A 26,367-nucleotide genomic window follows, 5' to 3' on the forward strand; every position below is an offset into this window, starting at 1 on the left:
TTAAAAAACCTGACTATACTACTTTAAAATAAGTAGGCTAAACTTACTTTTATATAACGGATAAGATATAACTTTATGCTCAAAACATTGCTACTCAGTCTATTATTTTTAATAAAAATAACATCAGCTGTAAGTGCTCAGGAAAGTAGCTTTAAAGTAGTTTTTTTAAACCCTGGTCACGCTAAAGAAAATAGTACCGGAAGCTTTTGGCCAAACGTCAACTTATTTATGGATGCTGCTGCAAAAGACTTAAATATAGAGTTGATCACCTTATATGCTGAGCGAAATCATATTGTAATGAAGTCACTCGCAACAAAAATACTTGCTCACGAGCCTAAATATATTATTTTAGTTAATGAAAAGGGGATGGCTTTAAACCTTATTAAAGAGCTATCTCCCCATAATATCCCTGTATTCATGTTATTAAATAGCTTTAATGAGCAAGAATTAAGCTTATTAAACAAAAAAGAGCAAAGCATTATCAAGGGGAGTTTAGTCCCTAATAATTACCTTGCTGGTAAAAGGCTAACAGATGGTTTACTGAATCTTTACTATGCGCCATCAAATAAAGAAAAACATCTCCCTTCGCCAAACTTATTAGCGCTAACGGGCGACTATAGTACACCAGCAGCTCTTGAACGGGAGCAAGGCTTATTAGACGCAATAAAAACAAGAGCTACGATAAATTTATTAGATAAAACCGCCGCTAATTGGTCTAAAGAGCAAGCTTACAATAAAGTAAAAGGCATATTACATCATGCCCGTATAGATATTATTTGGGCCGCCAACGATGCTATGGCATTTGGCGCAAAAAAAGCGGTAATGGAATCTGCGCTTAGCAACCCTGTTATTATTGGCGGGGTGAACTGGGATATAGATGATATAGACTACCCTGTTAACTTATCTTTTGGCGGGCATGTCACCTTAGGAGCATTATCGTTAGTGATGCTTAAAGATATTGAACAAAACAACTTACCTGTTGCACAACGCTTTAAAGTCATTGATATCTTTGAGTCGAGTTTGCACACCACTTTTACACCTTTTACCAAGTACTTACAGTTAAAAAAAATTAACAACTTTAACTTTTCGAGGTTTTCTCAAAGCTCAACACAACGCTTAAACTTTACCATAGAGGGCTTAATTCAAAGCTATCAAGAAGATTAATCTTTACATTCGTTACACATGATATTTTTTCAAGACTGCTAAAGTAAACGATAATAAAAGTATAGTACTGAACAAGTGCTGCTTCACTCAGCAATACACATGTTTATTACTTTACTAACACTATACTGAGCTTATGACATTATTTATAAAGTATTTATTACTAACCTTATTAACATCATACTCTTGTTTTGCATTAGCTAAATTTGACGAGTGTAAAACCTCATTAAGACTATCATCAACATCTGAATGGTACCCTTATATTTATCAAGATGAAAACGGGGTAAGTACAGGTACTGATGTTGAATTACTCTCACTCATTTTAACGCGTATGGGATGCAAGTTAGAGGTTTTCCACTTTCCTGAACGTCGTGCCTTATTAGAATTAAAGCTTGGGCGATTTGATATTGTACTGGGCGCTAGTAAAACGGCAGATCGAGCTAAAGAATTTTTTTATTCAACCGCTTATCGTAATGAAATAAACAAATTTGCCTATCGCGCAGATGATGCTGATATCACACCGACAAAAAGCTTACAGCGGCTATTAAACTTGAACAAGATCATAGCCATTAATTATGCGGGTTGGTATGGTGAAGAAATAGAAACAGCTAAAAGTAAATACCAAAACTTCAGTTATAGCCCTACAACGACTAACCGGTTAAAAATGTTGCACTTAGGTCGTGTCGATGCCGTAATAGATGACGAAATGGTATTATGTAGTGAGTTACAGCGTAATGGTTATCGCAATATAGTTATAAACACTGAAGTCCTTTTTGAAACCCCTATATATTTTATTTTTAACAAAGAGTCCGTTACCCCTGAGTTTGTGACAGAGTTCAATAACACCCTCGAGAGTATGAAAATTGATAAGAGTTTAGCTGAACACTTTTATCAACAACTCCCTAAACGCTGCAAAGCAGAACTGGCAACAAGCTGAGTAATAATATTAAACCTTCAAACAAAACACTCTTTTAGGCATTTAGGCTTACAACGGCAACTTAATTACTGTTAATGCTTTTTAAGCTCATTCGCTTTAAGTAGCATTAATTTGCTTTCTTCCAAGAAAGTTTCAGCATAATCACCAAACCAATCAGAAACGTGCTTGAACATATCAACAAAGGCATCTTTGTCATCTTGCTCAACATCTTCTAATAACTCTAAGAAACGATAAGCAAAGCGCTTCATCATATTCACATTTTCTTTGTTTGAGAAAATAATATCTGCATACAGTACTGGGTCTTGCGCAAAGAGTCGCCCAACCATAATCAGCTCTAAGCGATAAATAGGTGAACTCATATCTACCAGTTTTTCTATATCAGCACCTTCAGCCATTAAATGATAGCCGTAAGCGATAGTAGAAAAATGACGCATCACTTGCACCATTGACATCGCTTGATCATGCTCATGGGCTTCAACGGGATAAATTTTTGCTCCCCACACTTGAAACTGTTGTAGTAGCCACTGATATTTTTCAGGAAAACGCCCTTCACAAGCAATAATTGTTTGCTTAATTAACCCGGTTACATCAGGACCGAACATTGGGTGTAAACCAACGACAGGCCCTTGGTGCGCTTTTTTCATTTCATACAAAGGTGACTCTTTAATGCTGGTTAAATCAGCCAAGATACAATCAGAAGGTAATTGATTTAAATGATGAATAACCATTGAGGTTAGGCGAATAGGCACCGCAACAATCACAACACTGGCATCAGCCAAAATAGCTGCGCTATTTGGCCAATCTTCTTGTTCAATAATCGCCACTTGATAATTTGAACGAGTAAAAAGATCAACAAAAACACTGCCTAATTGACCTTTACCACCAACCACAACCACTTTGTTGCAGTCGGGGTTTACACAACGATAACCGCTCGCATCTTGACTTACGTAGGAGTCGCGCATTAAACGACGCAGCACATCTTCAATAAGCGCTGGAGATAAGCCCGCTTCGCTCGCTTGTTGTCGGCGTTTTTTAAACAAGCTCGCCTCACGTACAGGGTCATAAATAGGCATCCCAACACCGCTTTTTAACTCACCCACTTTAGTGGTAACGCTTAAACGTCGACGCAATAAATTGACTAACTCACTGTCAATATCATCAATTTCATTACGCAATGCATTAAGCTTATTATCAAAATCAGCATTGTTGTCAATATTACTCATAAATTCCTATTCTTTAAGCTTCCAACGAGCTATTTTTAATCACTATGCAATACGTGCGCTTAAACAGCTAGACAATTTAGTGTTAGCATCAGCTAAGAGTTGTTCTGTAGTTTCAAAATCAATACAAGCATCTGTTACTGACATACCATATTGTAGCGCTTCTTTAGGTAGTTCGCTGCTTTGATTACCCGCAACCAAATTACTTTCCAGCATAATACCAATAATAGACTTATTACCAGCACAAATTTGTTCTATAACATCATTGGCAACAATACTTTGGCGAGTGTAGTCTTTGTTTGAATTACCATGGCTACAATCAACAATAATTGTTGGGTCAAGCTCTTGCTTCGCTAAAGCTTCTTCACAGGCTAAAATACTATCAGCGTCATAATTTGACTTGCCGCCACCGCCTCGCAAAATCACATGGCCATCGGGATTGCCAGAGGTTTGAATAAGTGCCACCTGCCCTTCACGATTAATGCCCATAAAATGATGTGGAGATGCCGCTGACTGCATTGCATTAACAGCAACACCTAAACTACCGTTTGTGCCATTTTTAAAACCAATAGGCATAGATAAACCACTCGCCATTTCACGATGCGTTTGCGATTCAGTAGTACGAGCGCCAATAGCAGACCAACTAAATACCTCTGCTAAATATTGCGGGCTAATTGGGTCAAGTGCTTCGGTTGCTAACGGTAAACCTAGCTCTGTTAAGTACAAAATAAGTTCACGTGCTTTACGTAAACCTGTTTCAACATCAAACGAGCCATCCATATGCGGATCGTTGATTAAACCTTTCCAGCCAACTGTAGTGCGTGGTTTTTCAAAGTAAACACGCATCACTACATATAACGAACCTTGGTATTTGTTATGCAACGCTTTTAACTTTCTCGCATAAGCTTTAGCCGCTTCAACATCGTGCACTGAACATGGCCCAGAAATTACTAATAAACGAGGGTCTCGTTTGTGAACAATATCAGCAATAGTTTTTCGAGCTTGTAATACAAACTCTCGACCACTGTCTGACAAAGGTAACTCTGCTCGTAAAGCAGCTGGTGTAATTAAAACGTGCTCAGCATTAACGTGAATGTTATTAGCACTATTTTTTACTGAATTATTTGCTATTGCAGTAACTGAGTTGGAGGCGGTCATGGCTGTTCCTTTTAAATAAGTTATTAGGGTAGTCCGCTAACTAAATAACATGAGCCGAATATCAAGATTTACCTTAACCATTACACTGTGTTTTTAACGCTACACAGACAAGAAAAACCAAAAACAAGAAATCGTAAACAATTATTTACGCGATTTGTAATTATAATTTTACATTCTTTTTTGCACTTGTATAGTGCTAATTTGTTAAAAACACCTTAATTTGAGTAAAAACTTTAAAAAAACTCGGTAATGCCTCCCTCAATGGCGTAAAAGTGCGTTAAAAGGAAGAATTAATCTGAATAAAATGAATCGTCTTGCGCTTTGTTGGTGCATAGCTTAAATTGAGATAGTGCATAAAAGCAGACACAAGAACACTGACACAAAAAACAAGCAACTCATATGAAAAAGGGTTTACTAGGGAGTGATATGGTACTTATTGACGTAGTATTAAGTGTATTAGGGTTAGCTCCTCCCCAAGGCCTCACTGACTCAATGAGTCAGTCAAAAACATTAAGCTTAATGGTAGTTATTGGTTTGCTTTTATTTGCTGGTTTTATTGGCTTTTTAGTTTATATGGCAGGCCTATCATAAAAAACGCTATTAATATCCAGTAATAGAGCTTCCCTCCCCTTGCTGGCAAGCTACCCAAAAAAACACTCTTTCCCCAGTAAAATCGCTAGATAATACTATTTCACTGCTAATTAATTTATCATAGCGCCATTGAACAGCTGTCCTTCCTATAAAGCATGAATATAAGTGAAAGCGAGCGTGATGCGCTCTACAAAGTGATATTCTCTCGTCGTGATGTTAGAAGTGAATTTTTACCAACACCCATTCCAAACGATGTACTTTCTAACCTTTTAAAAGCGGCACACCACGCGCCAAGTGTTGGCTTTATGCAGCCGTGGGACTTTATTGTAGTCGATAATGAACAAACAAAAGTAGCCATTAAAGCAGGATTTACTCAAGCTAATGAGCAAGCAGAATCTCTGTTTTCAGCCGACAAGCGTTCACAATATAAAAAACTAAAACTTGAAGGTATTATTGAAGCGCCATTAGGTATTTGTGTTACTTGCGATAGAAGTAGAAACGGCCCAGTGGTATTAGGTCGTACTGTCAAAGCAGAAATGGATTTATACAGTGCAGTTTGCGCCATACAAAATATGTGGTTAGCCGCTCGAGCCGAAAACTTAGGTTTAGGTTGGGTTAGCATTATTGAAGATGCTGTATTACGCGATGTATTAGGGATTCCTGAGCATATTGATATTATCGCTTATCTTTGTATTGGCTATGTCTCTGAATTTAAAAATAAACCAGAGTTAGAAGAAAAAGGCTGGTTACCTCGTATGGATATTAATGATGTGATTCATTTCAACCGTTGGTCAAAAACTTAACATTAATGAACTTACTCAGTCTTATAGGTTGTATTTATGATTGAAATAATAATACTGGCTCTTGCCTTAAGTATGGATGCTTTCGCTGTTGCTATAGGTTTAGGCTCAAAACATGATAAAAAAACAAAATCATTAGCACTCATGGTTGCACTTTACTTTGGCCTATTTCAAGGTTTTATGCCTTTAATTGGCTATGTAGGTAGTAAAGGGCTCTTAGGTTGGGTGGCCTCATATTCCCATTGGCTTGCTTTTGCTTTGCTACTACTTATTGGCATAAAGATGATTTATGAATCCTTAAGTGAGGGCATAGAAGAAAGTATTGCCAAAATAAGCCACAGGGTAATTTTAGTGTTGGCGATAGCAACCAGTATTGATGCAATGGCCGCAGGATTCACCTTAACCTTACTAGATGTTAACCCCTTTATAGCCTGTTTTATTATTGGCATTACTACATTGTTTTTCAGTTGGATAGGTGTGTTTATTGGCGCAAGAAGTGGTACTTGGCTTGAAAGTAAAGCCGAACTACTTGGTGGAATTATCTTAGTTTTAATTGGCTTTAACATATTATTGTTCTAATATTTTAGATGAGATAAGCATGAAGAACGCGCAAGTAAATGGAGCTTTATTACTTAGTGTTACGCTTAAAGGGCCCTCCTTAAAGTAAGTATAAAAAAAACCATGCTTTTCATCCTCGCCAACTTAAACAAAAGGAGCATTTGTTATGGCTAACAATACGACTGTAAAAGATAAAAGTGGCTATGTATTTATTGCTAGCGGCATTATATTTGGTGTCGCTGCCTTTATTAGCGCTGAACTTGCTTTTTATGCTATTGGGGTAATGTTTATTATTTTAGGTTTAGTTAACTTACATAATAATAAGCACCTTAATGAGTAAGACAACATTAAATAATACCCAATAAAATTGACCCGCCGTAGGAGCTGGTAGTAATTGAATAAAAAAAGCGCCTTACGGCGCTTTTTCAAATTCAATAATTTATCAGTCACAAAGCGATAGCCACTAAGCATATCGCTTTGCTAATTCAGTGCTATTAACCGCCATGAATAATACGTTGGTCAATTAAGTTTTCAACAACACTTGGGTCTGCCAATGTTGAAGTATCACCTAAAGTATCAACGTCATTTTCAGCAATTTTACGTAAAATACGACGCATTATCTTACCTGAACGTGTTTTAGGTAAACCCGGTGCCCACTGAATGTAATCAGGCTTAGCAAAACGTCCTAATTCTTTAGCAACAAATTCTTTAAGCTCAGTGTTAAGCTCATCAGACTCTGTAGCATTACCCATTAAGGTAACATAACAGTATACGCCTTGACCTTTAATTTCATGAGGGTAACCAACAACTGCCGCTTCAGCTACAGCAGGATGAAGCACTAAAGCGCTTTCAATTTCAGCTGTACCTAATCTGTGACCTGATACGTTTAATACATCGTCAACACGACCTGTAATCCAATAAAAACCATCTTCATCACGCTTAGCGCCATCACCGGTAAAGTAGTTACCCGGGTATTGACCTAAATACGTTTGGTAGAAACGGTTATGATCGCCATAAACGGTACGTAATTGACCCGGCCAGCTTGCCGTCATCACTAATAAACCTTGGTTTTCTCCTTCAAGGGTATTACCGTCTTTATCAAATAAAGCAGGTTGAACACCAAAGAAAGGTTTACCAGCACAACCTGGTTTCATATCAACCGCGCCTGGTAATGAGGTAATTAAAATACCGCCGGTCTCTGTTTGCCACCAAGTATCAACAATTGGACAGTTACGCTTACCAACAACTTCGTAATACCAGTTCCACGCTTCAGGGTTAATTGGCTCGCCTACTGAGCCTAATAAACGTAACGACGATAAATCAGACTGGTTAACTAATTCGTCACCAACGCTCATTAATGCACGAATGGCTGTTGGCGCTGTATAAAATACGTTAACTTTATGCTTTTCACATACTTGCCAAAAACGACCTGCATCAGGATATGTTGGAACACCTTCAAATACTAGCGTAGTGGCACCGTTTGCTAATGGGCCGTAGAAAATATATGAGTGACCTGTGATCCAGCCAGCATCGGCGGTACACCAGTAAATTTCACCTGGCTTGTAATCAAAGACATATTTATGTGTCATTGCCGCATAAAGAATGTAACCACCACAAGTATGTACAACACCTTTTGGCGTACCCGTTGAACCCGAGGTATAGAGAATGAATAATGGATCTTCTGCATCCATCACTTCAGGTTCACAAACCGCTGATTGCTTAGCTACCGCTTCTTCATAATTAATATCAGTTTTTTCATTCCAAGCAACATCGCCACCCGTACGAGCAACCACAATAACTGAATGTACATTTGGACAATCAGCAACCGCAGCATCAACATTTGCTTTTAATGGGATACGCTTACCACCACGTAAACTTTCATCGGCAGTAATAACCACTTTACAGTCGGCGTCAAGGACACGGGCTTTAATTGACTCTGTAGAAAAACCACCAAATACCACAGAGTGAATTGCACCAATACGTGCACACGCTAACATCGCGTAGCCTACTTCTGGGATCATTGGCATGTAAATACATACGCGGTCACCTTTTTTAACGCCGCGCTCTTTTAATAAGTTAGCAAAACGACAAACATGATCATGTAGCTCTTGATAAGTAACTTTAAGGTCTTCAGTTGGATCGTCACCTTCAAAAATAATCGCAGTATCGTTTGCTTTTGTCGCTAAATGACGGTCAATACAGTTATAACTTACGTTTAATTTTGCGCCTGAGAACCAGTTAATTTCAGAATTTTTTAAATCAACCTTACTAACGCTATCCCATGGTTGGTACCAATCGATAAACTCTTTAGCTTGCTCACCCCAAAAAACATCAGGTTGCTCAATAGATTGCTTATACATTGCATCGTAAGTAGCCGCGTCAATATGAGTATGCGCTTTAGCTTTTTCTGACACTGGATAACGAGATTGTAATTCTTTCATTATTTCTTCCTTCGGACTTAACTTGAGGTTATTAACTTGAAGTATTAGTTTATTTTTATAAGTTTAATTATTTTTAATATTAGTTTTTCTATATGGCTTGTTAGCAATTTTATCTGTGCTACAAAAAGTACATTTAATAAAAATATTAAACACTTTTATCGCGATAAAACACTTACCACAAGCGATAAAGAGTACGTTTTCATTATTTGATAGCCAACATGCTAGAATTTTTATGACGCTTTTTATATACGCCTTTAGTCTTAATTTACGTTTTTACTCTATTAAATAAGAAATAAACAATAAATTAGTCTTACTAACCCATAACCATAACACTGAAAAATAATACTGACAACGCTGTCATCTAAACAATAACAGCTTCTGCTATAGTTGAATGTAACAACATATGACCCAGCAAGGAATTAAAAGCTTAGCTCAATGTTAAATACAATCGAACGACCAAAAATAGCACGCGTATAAAAATTAGCATTATCGCTGTAAGCAATACCATCACGAGGGTTACCTTCAGTGATCCCAACCGTATTGGTGATATTTTTAGCCAGTAATGCAAGCTCAATGTTATCGGTTAATGCTGTACTAATACCTAAATCAACTACAGTGTAAGCAGGTAAAGCAAAACGGTTGGCAATATCTGAATAGCGTTTACCTATATAAGCTAAGGTCATAAACACTTCGCTATTATCGAATTGGTAACTTGGCATTAATCGCAACTGCAATTCAGGTGTTCGTGTTATTTGGTTACCGTTATAAGTACTTTCTTTCAGTGCATTTGGAATCCCACTAAAAATAGCTTTTTGCCAAACACCTAAGCCAGAAAGATGAAAGCGATCAGTGAGGTTTATATCAAACTCAAACTCAACGCCTCGGGTATTAGTGTCAATAAACAAGCTTTCTTGATTGTCGTATAGCCCTCGAAAAACTGTAAAAGCTAGCGGATTAAACCGTGTTTCAAAAAGGGTTGCGGTCATACGCCAATTATTATCAGCCATACGCAAACCACCTTCGGCAAAATTCAAAGTAACTGGTTCGCCAAAGCCTACTTCAGCTGGAATACTATCTAAGTAATCGCCCCAACCTATTTCATTGCCAAAGGTGATTAACTTAGGCATTTCAAAGCCACTGGCAAAATGAAAAAATAGTGCTGACTGTTTTGTTAATTGATAATTACCACCAACACTCCATGCCAGCTCAGTAAAGCTCTCCTTTTTAGTAAAAGTGTAGTCACTCTTATAAACAGCTTGAAATTGACTATCATCAAGGTCGTATATTTTATCAGTACTGGCACTCGACTGTAGTGATAGATGCTCTAATCGTATTCCTAAATCAATAATGAGCTTATCTAGCGGTTGCCATTCAATATTTCCATATAAAGAGTGAGACAACGCCCTACCGTCACCATCTAAATAACCAGGTCCAGCATAAGAGGTAAAGCCATTTTCACTGTAAGTTTCGATAATTTGACTTTCTTGATCAAGCGCAACAATATCTAAACGCTTAGGTTGATGTTTAACTTCAGTTAATAGTTCACCTTGCCACTTGTCTAGCGGTAAACTATCAAAATTATTTAACGCTAAAATGTGGCCAAAACTTAAGCGCCAATGTTCTAATTCAATATCAGCATTAAGGTGATTAAGCCATTGTTGCTGCTGATAATGTGAGTACAAAGGATAAGCAAAAGTGACTAAACCATTACCGTTGAGGTGTTCGGGAGCGTTAACAATACTCTGATCATGACTATAACTATAAGCCGCTTTAATGATTTTATTGGGGTGTTCTGCTTGAGTTTTATTAATAAAATTTTGCACAAATGGGCTGTTAAGTTGCTCTGTGGCATTAAGAATGGTGTCATTACCTAAGTTCATCATTGCATACATAGTATTAGCCATATCAGCCACACTAAACTTATTATTGAGGTGAACATTATCGCTAATATCCCACTGTAAATTCATATCAAATCGTGTCATTTTCGTTTTTTGGCCATCATCAATATCTCTTACGATGATGCCCTCAGGAGTTTTAAAGTGCAGCTGATTAAAATCACTACTTAACAATGTCCCATAGTTAGCATTAATACCCGAAATTGCCTGAGGCTCTTCAGCATTGGTCATTGCTATGGGGGGGAAAAAGGTCGTTGTATCGTTTAAATGTTTCAGTGAAAAATTCGCTTCCCCCTGTGTAAAGCGTTTGGTTAGGTTAAGTGTTACTTGTCCGCCCTTATCTACAATATAACCCGGCGCTCTAACCCCATCATTAAAGCGATAAAAGCCACCAAGTGCGTAATACCAGTTATCAGTAATAGCGCCACTTGATAAAGCGTCTATGCGGGTAAAGTCATGATCAACACCTTGGCTGAATCGCCATTGATTTTTGCTAACATCAGAGCCCTTCTCACTAATAAAATTAACCACGGCGGCAGGACCATTGACCGTTAAAATAGCACTATTACCACCTCTAATTGTTTCGACTCCAGCCGTCATAAGGTCTTGTCGTAAGAAAAAATCTGGCCAAACACCATCATAGACAACAGGTAAACCATCCATCATTAAACTGATAAAACGGAAACCTTCCCCACCTCTTAGCCCTCGAGGAGCAACATTATTATTGGTTTCACCGCCTGAGCCTTCAACCCAAAACCCAGGGACTTGTTGTAAAATTTCAGCCGTACTCTCACGTGATAATTTGGCTAATTTATCACGATTTAAATAAGTAACAGAGGTAGATGACGCCAAAATACTCCGATGCTGACTACCTTGCGCCGTAATTAAAATGTGCTCCCAAGCATCATTTTCAAGTATTTGCTCGCCATGAGTACTTAACGCATCATTAGGTTGTAGTACCGCAGCTTTCAAGCTAATTAAAATTACCTGCTCGTCAAATAACAACTGATATTCAAAACCACTATCGGTTAACAAAGTGGTTAAAATATCACTTAACGGAGCGGTTAAGGTTAGCGGAGTTAACGATGCCTTAGATGACACTGAACGCATAACTAATTGCATATCAGTTTGCTGAGCGAGCTGTAATAGTGCTTGCTCGAGTTGTCCACCTAAAAAAATAAATGTAAATATCTCCGTGGCGTTAATAACATCCCGCTTAGCTTTTTTTACATTAGGTTGAGCTAACTCAGCTTTAACCGGATCGACGCTAGCTTGTTCAGCCAAGACAGAAAAACCAGAAAGTAGCAGACATACAAAAGCACCATTAAGAACAAAACGTTTAATGGTGCTTATCCAGGTGAGAAAACGTGGAGACCTGTTTTTAATCATATTACCTAAAACAAATAAGCATCGTTTGATGCTTTATCTTTGTTGTTTTTATTATTTTGTTTTTAGTTTTTTACTTTATATTATTTTATCTACAGTATTCTGCGCTCTGCAATATGTAAGCTATAAAATGGCTCTTTTAAAAGAGAATGCTATTTATTCGTTTACCGTTATTGCTCCTTACTTGCTCTAATAACCACCGTATTACCATAGCGCTCAACTTCAACAGGGAAAATATAAGGTAAGGCAATTAACCAATCGTCAACTTTATCGTAAATAATGCTGCCGGTATAACCCATATCAGCCACCGCTTGGTCGGCAATATGAATATTTAAATTCGAGTAACGCTTTAAGTCAAAAATTACATTAGCTAAATTAGTATCAACATAACTACTACGCCCCTGTTGCCAAGCCATTTCGTCGCTTAGCGTCATAGTTAACGCGGCACTTATCTCTCCGCTTTCTTTAACCTGCACAGTTTCTCCGGCATTAAGCTCAACGCTGTTATCAATAAGTCGAGGACTTTCATCTGCACTTTGTTCTACATAGCGTTGCGATTTAACTTTAACAATCCCTTCAAGTACCGCAACAGCAAGTAACGTTTTAGACTCTTTTACATTAAAAATGGTACCAATAGCCTGCACGGTTCTCCCATTATTGTGCACAATAAACGGGCGGTTTTTATCTTTAGCAACGGTAAATAATGCCTCGCCTTGATGTAAATAAATATTACGCTCATGCTCGGTAAAACTAACCGTAAGGTGTGTTTTTGCTGCTAAATAAATAACAGTGCCATCGGCAGTAGTTATCGTTTTATGTTCTGCAACATCGGTAAGCCACTCGTTATTAGCCAGCTTAAGGTTTTGTTGTTCATCACTTTGTTGCTGCGCAATAAGTGATTGCGTAGAGATGTTTCCTGTAGAAATAACTAACAATGACACCATCAATAAGGCCGTGCTAAATGCAGCATAATATTGAACTTTTTTTATTGTAAAGGCGCCAAATAATTGATGTGCACTTTGTTGTAGCTTTGCGATCAAGCTCTGCTTCTCAGGTAACATAGCCAGATCTTCAGCGAAGTCATCAATTGCTAATGCATCAGCAATTTCCCACATATGCTGTGCTTTTTCAAAAGCACTTTGATGCTGCGGATTATTTTGTAACCATTGTTCAAAAGCTTGACGCTGTTGTGTACTTGGCTCATTTTCAAGTGTCAGTAACCACAGTGAGGCTTGCTCATTAATGTGCTCAATTGAGTCTTTATCTTTTAGCGCTTGCTCGGAAATATCAGTGTTTTTCATAGTTTACTCTAGCCATAATGACTACTTTTTTGTCCATTAAATTACAAGTCAGATTGAAGTTCATCAAAACAATGTCGTACCGCACGTAGCACATATTTTCTTACCATACTTTCAGATATATTCATCTGGGTAGCAATTTCGGTATAACTTAAACCTTTAATTTTATATAAGATAAAGGCTTGTCGACATTTTAACGGCAGTGATTTTATCGACAATGTCATTTTTTCTAATAGCTGTAACGACTCATTTTTTCGCTCAGGCGAGGTAACATCGTTATAAAACAGCTCTTGCTCAATGCCTTCATCTTCTGGACTACGGGCATTATGGCGCATTTTATCAATCGCTAAATTAAAAGCTATGCGATATAAATATGCCTGAATGTAATTGCTAATGTCTTTATTATCGAGCCCTAATAGACGAACAAATGCTTCTTGAACAACTTCTTCAGCCTCACGCTTACCGAGTCCTTTAGCCATCACTCTTTGTATTAAATTTTGGTGGTGATTTTGATATAGCGCTTTAACCTCAGCAACGCGTTGCTCGCTACTTGAGAGCGTATCAAACGACAGTTCGTCAAAGCTTTTCATTGCTTCATTCATCATAATCCCTAATGTAACTCATTAAACCTACCTTGTTTTCAAGCCTCTTACTTATATAACGATTGAGACGGCTACTTTGGGAATTTTAAAGTAACTTAAATTTTTAAGCGCATGTTTTTAGATACACCTTGCACTATGTTCTTATACCGTGCAGCTAACAATTAACCTAAGCTTTAACCTTGTACGATGCGAAAAAAGGGTTTCGCATCGTACAAGCTGGAGTATTAAATATACCAGTTAATAAACGACTATTTCATCAATATATAAAGGTAATTCAGGTATTTGTGGATCAGCAGAATTTTTACGGTTTTGCGCAACAACGCGTAAATAACGATAATTTACTGGGCTAAATTTCATATTAAGTACGGGATGATTTAAGGCAGCGTCAGCTTCGGTCAATAATGCCAGTGACTGCCACTGCTGGGCATCATTTGAGCCAAAAACTTCAACACGTTTCGGCGGGTGAAGCTGTCTATGTTTACCAGTATCAACTCCCATAACGACTTGGCTAATTTTAGTCTCTTGAACAAAATCTATCGTGGCATCTAAGTCTTCATCATAAAAAACGGCAAAGTCTTCAACATTATAATATTGATCGTAGGCCATTACGCCATCGAGAATTCGCTCACGCCCAGAACTCGGTTCATGCACAAAACTAATTTTTTTCCCTAACGCTTTATGGGGAGCTACCGTAAGTTGAGTATTACCAAAATACTGACCACCTTGTGGTGCTTGAGTAACAACTTGATAGGTTGTTGGCGTATTCACTGTTATTGCCTTTTGGTATGGTTGCCATTGCGTTAATGGCTGCTCTGAAACTTTTCCAGAAAACTGCTCAGCAAAAATGGGGGGATAAGTACGATAGAATATATGTTGCGAGCTTATCTCACTTTGCATGCTGACGCTCAATAAAGCAGCGTTACTGGACTGCGCACCTTGCTTAATAATATTCGCTGTGGCTGTGGCATTAAAGGCGCTATAGCTTGGGTTCAATCCCATATATTGGTAACGTGTTAGCAGCGCTTTAATGCCGCCGCTATAGCGTTGCCAGTTTTTCTGCTCGGGCTTACTCCACATCACCTCAGCTAGTGCACTTAAACGAGGAAAAAGCATATATTCAGCATGACGCGCGGTTTTTACATATTCGGTCCATAAAGCTCCTTGTACACCTAAAATATGCTTAGCGCTGTCTTTGGGTAAATCCGCAGGTACAGGCTCATAGTCGTAAACCATTTTCAATGGTAAAAAGCCGTGAATCGCTTTAGGCTCTTCAACAGAACGAGATTGATAAGCATCTAAATAGGTAAACTGATAAGGGCTCATAATGGCATCGTGACCTTTTTTACTGGCACTAATACCACCTTGCGTACCGCGCCACGACATAATTACCGCATCCTTAGCAATACCTCCCTCCATAATTTCATCCCAGCCAATTAAGGTTTTATTAAGCTGGCTAATAATAGCGCTGACCCGTTTAATAAAATAGCTTTGCACTTCTTCTGGGCTATTTAAGTTTTGCTCTTGCATTAACTGTTGAACAAAGTAACTTTCAAGCCACTGCTTTTTAATCACCTCATCGCCACCAATATGAATGTATTTAGAGGGGAACAACGCCGCCACTTCTTGATAAATTTTAGTCAGCATGGCAAATGTTGCTTCTGTTGGGCAAAGTACATTTTCAAAAATACCGAAACGCTCTACCACTTGAACCGCTTGTTGATGGCATGAATATTGTGGATAAGCCGCGAGTAATGCTGAGGTATGCCCTGGTACATCAATTTCTGGAATAACTTCTACATGGCGAGCTTTAGCGTAAGCCACTACATCTTTAATTTGCGCTTGTGTATAAAAGCCACTGTGCGCTTTATTGTCAAATAACGATTGATAATCGTAGGTATGCCCAACGACGGTTTTTTTTCGATATGCCCCTGTACGAGTTAACTCAGGCATGCTGTTAATTTCAATGCGCCAGCCCTGATCATCGGTTAAATGCCATTGAAAAACATTCATCTTATGAAAGGCCAACCAATCAATATAGCGCTTTACAAACCCAACATTAAAAAAGTGGCGACTTACATCTAAATGCATCCCTCGGTGATTAAAGCGCGGTGAATCATTAATTTCTACGCCGTTAATTAGCCAATGGCTTTTATTAATCGGCATTCTCGTTTCTATTTCTGCGGGCAGTAACTGTCTTAATGTTTGCACGCCATAAAATAGTCCAACCTCACTATTAGCACGCAAAAATATTTTTTTGTCGGTGACTTTAAGGTAATAACTCTCGGTTTTATCTCTTGATTTTATAAGAGAGAATTCAATAACATTGCTGTTCTCTTCGTTATTGTCTCTTACTTCATTAGTATTCTTTTGAGCACTTATGTCAATAAGCTCGGGTACGTACCCTGTAGCAGGTTGAATAAAGTCACTAAAATAATGCGCTACGGTGCTAGCTTCTTCACTGTTATAAGTGAAGCGAGTATTTTGGTTAAATTTGAAATGCTGTTCGCGCCAAATAACGGTTTGTGGTTGAGGAAACAACCGTTGTTGCTGGTGTTGTGGTAACTCTTGTTGGAATACTTCACTCGCTTGTTTGGCGGCACTAGGAAAGGTCACTCCTAAAGATATAGAAACCGCTAATACTAGGTAAGTTAAACAATTAATCGTTGGTAAAATCTTCACTCTCGCTATCCTTAAAAATAAAAAACCCGCACATGATTTAGGGAGAGTGCGGGGGCAAATAAAGGGTGAAGCATTAACATAACGCGCGTTAATACTTCACAATGCCATAAACGTGTGTTCGGGTGGTTCTAAATTATTTAAAAATCAAAGGTTAGTGAAGCATTAAACGTACGCCCTAGTATTGGGCGAGCATAGTAATAATCAAAACCTGCCTGTTGGTCGTTTATCGCTCTTGGGTTACCTTCTGTTAAGCCTATTTCATTTGATAAATTAGTGCCTTTAAGGTGCAAGCTTAGCCCTTCTGTAAACTGATAAATAACCCCAGCGTCAATCGTGGTATAAGCGGGCAATTCAAACTCATTTTGCCCATCAGAGAAACGTTCACCTAAATGATGAACGGTTAAGTAAACATTACCGTTATCAAAATGGTAGGTAGGGGTTAAACGTAGTTGTACTTTAGGGGTACGCTTAACTTGATTACCTTCCCAGTGACTGAAGTCGCCGTCAAAGCCTTCCATTTCAGGGTTTTGTAGCACACCAGTCAGCTCAAACGATAAATCATCAGTCGGCTGCCAAATCGCTTCAAACTCTACACCCGTTGTAATGGCATCAACCGTTTGGTTAGACACTTCACCATTACTGCCAGTAAAGTTACGCTCAGTTAAGTCTTCAAAGTTAGTATTAAATAACGTTACAGATGTTCCTAAAGTATCACCTGAGTAACGTACACCTATTTCACCAAACGTTAAGTGTACGGTGTCATTAAAGTCGGCATCTGCTCCTGAATGAATACCTTGGCCATGGCTTAATAAACGTGGCATTTCAAATGCGTCCGCATAACGACCAAACATCGCAATATCTTCATTGAAGGTATAATTAAAACCTATAGTCCATGCCGTTTCGGTAACATCTGTTTTTTTATTGTAAAAAACGTCTGATGGCATATCGGTATAGTTATTGGCCATGATGTTATCGGTATCATTGCCATTGGCATCAAAAGCGCCATCAACTTCTTGCGCAAATAATGTTCCCGATGCGGTACTATCTAGCGTTAGCCTTTCAATACGTATACCACCATCAAGTCGCAAATTATCAGTCGCTTGAAACTCTTCATTGATAAATAATGAATGTGAGCTTGTTGTGCCGTAGGCTGTTGCTTGCCCCCAACCTGGCGCATAACCCGTTGAACCTTGGTCTGTTAATTGCCCAACGACTTCATTTTGACTATTTAAAGCAACAATATCTAAACGGCGAGCATTATCTCTTACTTCAGTTAAATACTGTGACTCCCATTTATCAACGGGTAAGTCATCAGCATCTACACCAGCGTATAGCCAGCCAAAGGTTAAGCTGTGTTGCTCATTTTCGTAGGTAAAGCTTAATTTACTCACCAATTGCTCAGCTTCATAACGAGAATAAAGTGGGTAGCTTGTGGTCACTAAACCATTACCATTTAAGGTACTTGGATTTTGTAATAACTCTCCTGAGTTAACAAATCGATAAGCGGCATTGACCGCACCTTGATCGGCAAAATGCGCCAGCATATTGTTAACATCATCGGCTTGTAGGCGAGTATTCGCATCAACGAGCGTCGAGTTGTCAAAATTTAATAAAATATACATGTCGTTTTCAAATTTTGAATAACGCGCTTTTGCATTCATGAACCAGTAATCAGATAAATCCCAATCAAAATCAAAACCAACACTGCTCATTTTAGTGTGCTGACCATCTTCTAAATCACGGGTTAAATAACTACCATCTTGTTTTAAGTAACCGAGCCTTTGTTGATCTTTGCCCAACAAAGTCCCCGATTGAGGATCAACCCCAGGAATACCTTGTGGGTCGCTTTGATTCTGCAACGGAATAGGAACATAAAAAGTAGTATGATCATCAAGATATTTAGCTGATATAGTTAATTGACCATCATCAAAGTCGCGTACTAAATTCGCACGAATTTGACCGCCATCATCCGCGGTAAACTCCGTATCACGAACCCCGTCTGATTGACGATAAAAGCCACCTAACGACATTTTCCAGTTTTCACTAATTGGCGCACCATAAAAACCATCAAAGCGCATCATGCCATAATCGGCATAAGAAAGTTTTACAGTTCCCTCGGCTTCATCAGTGGGTTTACGCGTAATAAAGTTAACTAATGCTGCTGGGCCATTGGTTGTTAATAAACCACTGGTGCCGCCTCGCACTGCTTCCATACGGTCAATGGTAACATCTTGTCGTTGGTAAAAATCAACCCAAACACCATCATAAACCACCGGTAAACCGTCTTCTTCAACGCCAATATAACGAAAGCCTTCACCGCCACGTAAACCACGTGGAGCAACATTGTTATTAGTTTCTCCGCCTGAGTCCTCAACCCAAAAACCGGGCACAGACTCTAATAGGTCAGCAGTCCCTAAAGGCATTTCACGTGCCATTTGCTCGGCATTAAGTGAGGTAACCGAAACTGACGACTCTAAAATAGTTTGACCTCGCCCTGCACTACCAGTCACAACAATACGTTCTAAATCGACTAACGACTCTTTTTTCTGTGATGGTTTATCCTCGGCTTGTTCAGCAAAAGAGTGTGGTGCAATAAATAATGCGGTCATTACAGCGCAATACAGTGCAGATTTTTTTATTTGGTGTTTTTGAATACTCATCATGTCCCTCATAACACTCTTGATAGAGCGTACTTTCATTGAATGGGCTTTAATCGCACTATCTTGGTAAGCACGCAATTGCCCATTACTTAATTATTGTTTTAGGTGTTTTTATAAGGTCTTGACGATATGGCTTATGCCCTAGCGCACTTTTATAAACCTTACGTAATATAGAAACGAACAGCAGTGGTGTTTTGGGAATTGCTTTTTCAATTATTTTTCAAGCTGAATTAACAAAGCGAAAAAAAACAAACACTTAATTTAAATTAATATTTTTAGAATTAGAGAGAGTCACTAAAGTTATTTAAATGAAGTGACTTAAATGAAGTGACTTAAATGAAGTAATTAGTGAGATAAAACACTAACTCCTGAACTAACGCATTGATATAGTACTAATTCATTAATATTTCACTGAAAAGACAATTTGCATGCATTCTTCAACATTTAGCAATCAATTGATTGACTCACAAACCTTGCCTGATCTTGAGTTACTACCCAAACAGCCATTATCGAGTCGTTATGCTAAAACCAATATGGTCGTTATTTTGGTGAGTACAATATTAACGATATTGGTGGTGTTAGCCGTTAAGTATCAGCCATTTTTAGAAATACCAGCGCATATTACCAACTTACTCGGCTTTGCCATTTGGTTAATAGCGGCCTTGGGCTTCATCATGATAGTTTATCGACGATTAGCCGATCCTCTGAAAAGCTACGCTTTACGGGAACATGATTTAAGCTATAGCGCAGGACTCGTATTTAAAAAAACAGTAACTCAACCGATAGTACGCATTCAGCACATAGAATTAAAACGAGGGCCAATTGAGCGCAAAGTAGGTTTAGCTACTATCCAAGTATTTAGCGCAGGTGGTGCATTAGAAACCTTTCAAATCCCTGGGTTACCTTTAGCACAGGCACAAAAGCTACGTGAATTCATTTTACGTCACAAAGGTTCTATTGAGCATGCCTAATACCAAACTCTCAGGCAATGATGCCGCAAATACTCATGAAGAAACTACTAGTGAAGTTAATACTCATGAGAGTAGCCACTTAAGCGGTAACTACCAGAATAATCAAGCACAAACAAAACAGTGGCAACGCTTATCACCCATTGCTATTTTATTTTTTGCTATGAGTTTTATCCAAGGCTTATTCGGGCAGCTTATTTATATTGCGCCAGCCTTGATTATTGGTTATAAGCAAATTACTGAAAACCCAACGCTGTGGTTACCTATTGTTATCACCTTATTAACGGTATTAGCCATTTCTGCTGTGCTTAAGTTTTATTATTTTCAATACCGCTTATCTAAAAATACCATTGAGATTCGTGCCGGTGTTTTTAAAAAATCACACACTAATTTACCTTTTTCACGCATTCAAAATGTTAAGTTAGAGCAGCCTATTTATTACCGCTTAACCGGCTATGCTTGTCTACAGCTTGATACTGCGGGCTCAAGTAAGCAAGAAGTAAAAATTGCAGCGTTGCCATTAGCCTTTGCAGAAGCTTTAAAGAAAGAAATTTTAGCTCAACATGAAAAACATAATAATGAAGACTGTTCTGATGATAAAAAACCTTTAGCAAGTACCCTAAGTACTCATGACACTAACTTAACTAGTGCCCAACAAGAAACCTTGCTAAATACACGTTCAGTAAAAGATTTAATTATTCATGGAGTTACCAGCAACCGTATTTGGATTTTTTTAGGCGCAAGTGCTCCTTTTTTTGATAATGCTTATGCCTTTATCAATGAAAAACTCAGTAATTACGGCATTAATTTAGCGGCAGCTTTTGATTTGAACACTCATTCATGGCTAGAAGTTGGTTTATATGCTCTAACGATTACCTTTTTAATGATGTTCGCCTTAACACTATTTTCTATTTTGGGCTCGGTAATGACCTTCTATGGCTACACCTTATCTAAAGTAGGCGATAAATATATTCGCCGTAGCGGACTGTTTACCAAACACGAAGTCACTATGCGCTTGTCTCGTTTGCAAATGATTATACAAAAGCAAGACTGGCTTGATATGGTACTCAAGCGCATTAACCTAAAATTTGAACAAAGTGGTGCTAAGCTTTACGGCGCCAGCACTCAGGCACTTAATAATAAAATTATGGTGCCATCAATTACCCCTGAGCAAAGTCTGCAATTAATTAATGAAGTGTACCCCGAAAACAATCTCTCAACGGTAAACTTTACCGCGATTAGCAAACACTTTTTAGTTCGTTACTTGGCGTATATGCTATTGCCACTATTTGCTTTTTGTCAAAGTACCTTATTGTATACGGCGCAATATGAGCTTGCCGCAAGCCTAATTGTTCCATTTGTTTTTATCGGTTTTCTTATTGTAATGCGCTGGTATCGCTGGGGCTATGCCAGTGATGAACACTTTATTTATGTGCGTAAAGGTTATGTAGGTGTAGATTACTATTGTTTTCCTATTTACAAAGTACAACAAACCACCCTTAAACAAAGTATTATGATGGAAAAAAGCCAACTCGCTACTACAAGGTTTATTCTCGCTGCTGGCACAATAACTATCCCTTACCTATCGCAAAACGCTGCTTATCAATTACTCAATAAAACCTTAATGCAAGTAGAGTCAAGTGATAAGTCATGGATGTAATGATTAAAACATAGGCACAAAAAAACCGACGCCTAGTGTCGGTTTTTTACTCAAAAGGTTACCTAGCGCGATTAACGAGAAGCGCTTGTATTAACTTTTCATCTTAATTTTTTGTCTTAACTTCTTATATTAATTATTCAAATTAACTAGTTAAATTAACAACTAATATTAACGATTAATCTTCGCTATCAAAGTCTTCATCATCTAAGTCAAAGTCATCATCTGACAATGCGCGTACAGGCTTGTTGGCCGCTTTAGCGATAACTTCAATATAAAACGACGTTAATTTTTCAACTTGCGTTTGATCAATTAACTTATTTATTTGTGATAAATGTACTGTTTTCGCTTCAGCTTGGGTATTACCAAACTTACAATCAAAGTCCCAAAAATCAGCACCTTCAGGTAACGTTTTTTTGCGCTCTCTTTTTAAGTATTTTTTTACTTCATGTTTAACAGCATCAACACGTCTTTCAATTTTAATTTTTGGATGAGTTAATTCAAATGTTTTTTTCATAATGCCCTTCAAAGCAAGTCATACTGAGCAATACGTTAAAGTTAGCCCAATAAAAGGTAAATATCCGTTAAGTACAGCTTAACGGTAATAAAATAATAGCGCTATTTTACGTTAAATTTTACTAAGTAGCGACAGAGCATTACGTGCAATAGTACTTTATTTGCTTTGCGCTTTTTTATAGACCCACTGTAGCCCTTGAATGGCGGTAGTCGGAAAAGCGCTTTCATGATTAGCTTCTTTAATAATCAATAACTTGGCATTTAATTTTGGTTGCTGCCATGCCAGTACTTGCTGATAAAATTTTTCAGCATCGCCCACCATATCGTAATTACTATCAAGACCAATAGTTTCACGCTCGCCAATCGCAATAAACACATTAGCCTCAATCACTTTTTTACTACGTTGAAACGCGGTTTCCAGCTTAAAAATCATATGTTCATCAAACCAGTATGACGGACTGCCTAAAATATAGTGGTTAAATAATTCTGGCTTAGTCAGCAAAATATAAGTACCTAATAGCCCGCCTAGCGAATTACCAACAAATGCTCGATCATTTGGCTTTGCTCGGTAATTTTTTTCAATATAACTAATCACATCGCGCTCAAGAAATGCCATGTATTTAGCAGCACCACCGGTTTTTTTCTTCCATGCGCTATTAATCGTTGGCGTATAATCTAACACTCTACTGCTATCACCTTTCGACCCCTTCGCATAAGAAATGCCAACAATAATCGCCTGCTCTATTGCTCCTGAGTTCATAGGATAACGAGTTGCCCCAGACACTATTTGAAAGCTATACCAAGCATCGGTTAAGTAAATAACTGGATAGGTTTTATCCGCAGAGTGCTGATAATTTTTAGGTAACTTAATAAACAACGGATAAACCGCCTCGCTGGTTGAGTCTTTTATATCAACTACCACACTGCGCGGGATTTTGAAGGCTTGGGTTGCCATTGAAGCAGAAGAAAAAACAACGCTGATTAAGATGGATAAAAAAACAAAAATTAACGTATTTAAAGATGAACAACTCGCATGAAATAATTTCAATGTTACGGGCCTTTTTAGTGGTTTTGATGATTTTGATGATTTTGATGATTTTGATGATTTTGATGATTTTTACCGTTCTAACCAAAGCAACAACTGCTGCGCCAATGCTTTTGGCTCAGTTAGTGGCAACATATGAGCACTACCTTGGGTTTTAATCAAGGTGATATTATTATTGTTAGCTTTGTTAACTAGTGCTTCAAGCCATGGAGTATTGACCATAGTATCTTGCTCTGCATAGTAAAAAGTTATGGCGTTACTCAGCTTTGCCAAAGTACTTTGTAAGTCATCACGCAATGACGTATGTTCAATTTGACTTAAAAACTCCGCTTCACCTAACTCTCTATCCATTTGTTGAATTAACCTAGCTAGTTCAGTCGTGTTTTTTTCAGTTTTTTGATTACTCATTTCAGCACCTAAAAACTGATTAATGCGCTGCTGGTTAATTCCTTGATAACCATAACGCTTAACCGCTGATAATATGGCTTCTCGCTGACTTAACTCTGCTTGATTTAACGCACATGGGCTATTGGCAATAACAAAAAGCTGGGCCACTCGTTCAGGAAAACAGCAATTAAAATAACTAGCAATATAACCGCCTAATGAAAACCCCATCAGCGCAACAGGTGTTGAAGGTAAGGTGTTTGCTAACCACTGTGCCAATTGCGCAAAGTTTTTATTAGCTGGAATAGCTAAGTGTACAAACTCAAGATCACTTACAGCACAAGTAAGCTCAGGCAATAGCTTCGACCATAAAAGCTCGTTACACATAGTGCCCGGTAGTAAATACACTTTATTTTTCATGGTGTTGCTTCCTTGTTCGCTATAAATAATGACAGCTATATCATCGTTATACCGTTAAAACAGAGTAATTAACAGCCAATAGTTTATTGGTTGAGGTATTGGGTTGCACTAAGGCTTTAGTAATTTTACCAAACTGAGGCTTTACAATAGGTTGATTAATACTGCCGCTGGGCTTTCTTCCTTGCCACTGAGTAAACAAGGTAAAATCTGCGCTCAAATTAGCAATAAAACCCGTTGATTTATGCGCTTTGACTTGCTTGTGATTGCCCTGCTTTTGGGCTCTATTCGCCTCAAAAATTAAGGAAGCTGCGGTTGCGTTATTAGTAAGGCTTTTTTCACGTGTTGCGCCGAGTAAACAAATTCTATTTTCAGCCGCCCGCGCTAATAATTGATATTGCACTTCACTTGCTTCTTGAACATCAAAAGGTACTAGCAATACATGAATACCTTTTATTGCTGCTATTTTGACAATTTCGGCAATGTTGGCATCATCAGCGGTTAACATCGCAATTGTGATACAGCCTTGCTCTAACGGTACTTCAATAATATTTAAGTGATTACCTAGCTCGGTCCATTGGTAACGCTGACAAAAGTGAAGTTGCTGCTGCATAGCGATAATACCTTGCTCGCTAATTAACACCGCTTGATGTTTACCGTCAATAACTAAGCTGGTACAGACATATTGAAAAGGTCTTAATACTTGAGATATTTGTCGCTCCACGGTTTTACTAAAGCTTTCTAACGCGCTGCGTTGTTCGCTATTCTCACAAACGCTTTTATCGGCTAAAAAGAATAACTCTGGTAACTGAATAATATCGCTGAGGTTATTTTCAATATAAAAACAAACATCTTCAAGTGCTTGCTCATGGTTAGTGTAAGTGGCAAAAATGGCGGTGTTAACAGTATTAGGGGCAACTCGTGCAGCGTGAGTATTTTTGCTGTTATTGTTTGAGCTTAACAAGGTTTGATAAAGCTCAGGTCGGCGTTGTTTCAAAATATCGCTACCGTCTGGGCGCTTTTTAGTATTGGCATCAGCTAAGTTAATATCTGCCCAAATAACCCCTTCTTCATTAGCTGACATTTGCGCTAATACCGCCCCCGTTGATGAGAGTATTTGACTTTGTCCTACAGCCACTAAATAACTTTCGGATAGTGTATATTGCGCGAGAAAAGCATCGTGATGTGCTGGTTCAATGAGCATTCCCACTTTATTGGCTGAAGCAATAAATACTTTATTTTCACTGGCACGTGCAGGGCTATGTAAGCTACTTTGATCTACTGCAAAAGTACTGGTTGAATGACACAAAATTTGCGCGCCAGCCAAGGTCATTGCACGGGCTTGTTCAAAACCTAAGCTGTCGTTACCAACCAGTAATCCTATATTGCCAAGTTCGGTATCCGTAATGGTTGATTTAGCGCTAGTACAAACAAAAAAATCTTGCTCACAGCCAATTAAGATTTGCTTATCACTGTGTGCTATTAACGCGCCTGAGGGAGCAAACAAACATGAGCTAACACTAATATTTGACTTTACATCACCGTTTTGATGTTCACGCATATCATCTCGTCGCAACGTAACACCAAGGGAAATATAACAATGGTGCTGTTTAGCTTGTTCCGCAATGGTTTGTAAAAAGCTCCCCTCAAGCGATAGCGCTGATTGCCATGCTTGATTATGATCTTGATACCAACATGGCGCATTACAATATTCAGGTAATACGATCACATCGGCTTTACCAGCGGCTGCTTCGTTAATCATTCGAATTGACGTACTTAAATTGTTTTCAACACTGTCTGTGCTGGCAAACTGACAAACCGCTACGCGCATAGGGATATTTCCATTGGTTACTGCTTAATACGATCACTTTTTAAATAAAAAGCTAACTTTGAGAATAAATATCAAGCGCTAAAGCCCCAAATAAAACCAAAGATTAAGACAACATGATAAAACGGACAATAGTTTAGCATTTCTTAAGATTAGCGATAGCGTA

General features: G+C 38.3%; 20 protein-coding genes. 8 read left to right on the plus strand and 12 right to left on the minus strand.

The annotated features are described in order from the left end of the window. The first annotated feature begins 75 nt into the window (after window positions 1-75). Both KO495_RS05320 and KO495_RS05325 read left to right on the plus strand, forming a co-directional pair. Window positions 76-1,164, plus strand: coding sequence for an ABC transporter substrate-binding protein (locus tag KO495_RS05320; RefSeq protein ID WP_215979355.1), 1,089 nt, complete (start codon window positions 76-78; stop codon window positions 1,162-1,164). A 133-nt stretch (window positions 1,165-1,297) separates the two neighbouring features. Continuing rightward, entirely contained in the window at window positions 1,298-2,098 is an 801-nt protein-coding gene (locus KO495_RS05325; protein ID WP_215979356.1) for a transporter substrate-binding domain-containing protein, read from the plus strand. Between the two features lie 71 nt (window positions 2,099-2,169). On the opposite strand, the gene tyrA is transcribed toward KO495_RS05325, so the two are convergent. Further along, window positions 2,170-3,321 (minus strand): bifunctional chorismate mutase/prephenate dehydrogenase, encoded by a 1,152-nt coding sequence (gene tyrA, locus KO495_RS05330; protein ID WP_215979357.1) that lies wholly within the window; start codon window positions 3,319-3,321, stop codon window positions 2,170-2,172. Between the two features lie 42 nt (window positions 3,322-3,363). Beyond that, window positions 3,364-4,476, minus strand: coding sequence for a 3-deoxy-7-phosphoheptulonate synthase (locus KO495_RS05335; protein ID WP_215979358.1), 1,113 nt, complete (start codon window positions 4,474-4,476; stop codon window positions 3,364-3,366). A gap of 399 nt (window positions 4,477-4,875) precedes the next feature. On the opposite strand from KO495_RS05335, the gene KO495_RS05340 reads away from it, so the two are divergent. The 4 genes from KO495_RS05340 (at window position 4,876) to KO495_RS05355 (ending at window position 6,765) form a co-directional block, all read left to right on the plus strand. Then, a complete protein-coding gene (locus KO495_RS05340) occupies window positions 4,876-5,067 on the plus strand; it encodes a hypothetical protein (protein WP_215979359.1) in 192 nt (63 codons plus the stop codon). Window positions 5,068-5,222: 155 nt separating this feature from the next. Beyond that, window positions 5,223-5,870, plus strand: coding sequence for a 5,6-dimethylbenzimidazole synthase (gene bluB / locus KO495_RS05345; RefSeq protein WP_215979360.1), 648 nt, complete (start codon window positions 5,223-5,225; stop codon window positions 5,868-5,870). Window positions 5,871-5,906: 36 nt separating this feature from the next. Beyond that, window positions 5,907-6,446, plus strand: a complete 540-nt coding sequence (locus tag KO495_RS05350; RefSeq protein ID WP_215979361.1) for a manganese efflux pump MntP family protein — start codon at window positions 5,907-5,909, stop codon at window positions 6,444-6,446. Window positions 6,447-6,591: 145 nt separating this feature from the next. Continuing rightward, window positions 6,592-6,765 (plus strand): hypothetical protein, encoded by a 174-nt coding sequence (locus KO495_RS05355; protein WP_215979362.1) that lies wholly within the window; start codon window positions 6,592-6,594, stop codon window positions 6,763-6,765. A 154-nt stretch (window positions 6,766-6,919) separates the two neighbouring features. On the opposite strand, the gene acs is transcribed toward KO495_RS05355, so the two are convergent. The 6 genes from acs to KO495_RS05385 all read right to left on the minus strand — a co-directional run bounded on the left by acs (window position 6,920) and on the right by KO495_RS05385 (window position 19,386). Then, on the minus strand, window positions 6,920-8,866 hold the full coding sequence (gene acs, locus KO495_RS05360) for an acetate--CoA ligase (protein WP_215979363.1): 1,947 nt from the start codon (window positions 8,864-8,866) through the stop codon (window positions 6,920-6,922). Between the two features lie 419 nt (window positions 8,867-9,285). Further along, window positions 9,286-12,150 carry a TonB-dependent receptor gene (locus tag KO495_RS05365; protein WP_215979364.1) on the minus strand — a complete coding sequence of 955 codons (2,865 nt, stop codon included), beginning with the start codon at window positions 12,148-12,150 and terminating at the stop codon, window positions 9,286-9,288. A gap of 167 nt (window positions 12,151-12,317) precedes the next feature. Then, on the minus strand, window positions 12,318-13,448 hold the full coding sequence (locus tag KO495_RS05370; protein WP_215979365.1) for a FecR domain-containing protein: 1,131 nt from the start codon (window positions 13,446-13,448) through the stop codon (window positions 12,318-12,320). 41 nt (window positions 13,449-13,489) lie between these two features. Then, entirely contained in the window at window positions 13,490-14,050 is a 561-nt protein-coding gene (locus tag KO495_RS05375) for an RNA polymerase sigma factor (RefSeq protein ID WP_215979366.1), read from the minus strand. Window positions 14,051-14,284: 234 nt separating this feature from the next. After that, window positions 14,285-16,726: a family 20 glycosylhydrolase gene (locus KO495_RS05380; protein WP_354668367.1), complete on the minus strand. Its 2,442-nt coding sequence runs from the start codon at window positions 16,724-16,726 to the stop codon at window positions 14,285-14,287. A gap of 137 nt (window positions 16,727-16,863) precedes the next feature. Then, window positions 16,864-19,386 carry a TonB-dependent receptor gene (locus KO495_RS05385; protein WP_215979385.1) on the minus strand — a complete coding sequence of 841 codons (2,523 nt, stop codon included), beginning with the start codon at window positions 19,384-19,386 and terminating at the stop codon, window positions 16,864-16,866. A gap of 428 nt (window positions 19,387-19,814) precedes the next feature. On the opposite strand from KO495_RS05385, the gene KO495_RS05390 reads away from it, so the two are divergent. Beyond that, the gene (locus KO495_RS05390; RefSeq protein ID WP_215979367.1) at window positions 19,815-20,357 is read left to right on the plus strand and encodes a PH domain-containing protein; all 543 of its coding nucleotides are present in this window, start codon (window positions 19,815-19,817) and stop codon (window positions 20,355-20,357) included. Then, window positions 20,350-22,014: a PH domain-containing protein gene (locus KO495_RS05395; RefSeq protein ID WP_215979368.1), complete on the plus strand. Its 1,665-nt coding sequence runs from the start codon at window positions 20,350-20,352 to the stop codon at window positions 22,012-22,014. Before KO495_RS05390 ends, KO495_RS05395 begins: the two co-directional genes overlap by 8 nt. A 175-nt stretch (window positions 22,015-22,189) precedes the next feature. Here KO495_RS05395 and KO495_RS05400 read toward each other — a convergent pair whose 3' ends face one another. The 4 genes from KO495_RS05400 to KO495_RS05415 all read right to left on the minus strand — a co-directional run bounded on the left by KO495_RS05400 (window position 22,190) and on the right by KO495_RS05415 (window position 26,204). Beyond that, a complete protein-coding gene (locus KO495_RS05400) occupies window positions 22,190-22,528 on the minus strand; it encodes a DUF6172 family protein (protein ID WP_215979369.1) in 339 nt (112 codons plus the stop codon). Window positions 22,529-22,684: 156 nt separating this feature from the next. Beyond that, complete coding sequence (locus KO495_RS05405; RefSeq protein WP_252738819.1) at window positions 22,685-23,575, minus strand: alpha/beta hydrolase-fold protein; 891 nt, start codon at window positions 23,573-23,575, stop codon at window positions 22,685-22,687. Window positions 23,576-23,644: 69 nt separating this feature from the next. Next, window positions 23,645-24,376 (minus strand): alpha/beta hydrolase, encoded by a 732-nt coding sequence (locus KO495_RS05410; protein WP_215979370.1) that lies wholly within the window; start codon window positions 24,374-24,376, stop codon window positions 23,645-23,647. 46 nt (window positions 24,377-24,422) lie between these two features. Next, a complete protein-coding gene (locus KO495_RS05415; RefSeq protein WP_215979371.1) occupies window positions 24,423-26,204 on the minus strand; it encodes a nitrilase-related carbon-nitrogen hydrolase in 1,782 nt (593 codons plus the stop codon). Window positions 26,205-26,367 lie beyond the last annotated feature (163 nt).

This window comes from Colwellia sp. D2M02 (genome assembly GCF_018860755.1).
In the GTDB taxonomy this organism is placed as follows: Bacteria; Pseudomonadota; Gammaproteobacteria; order Enterobacterales; family Alteromonadaceae; genus Colwellia; species Colwellia asteriadis.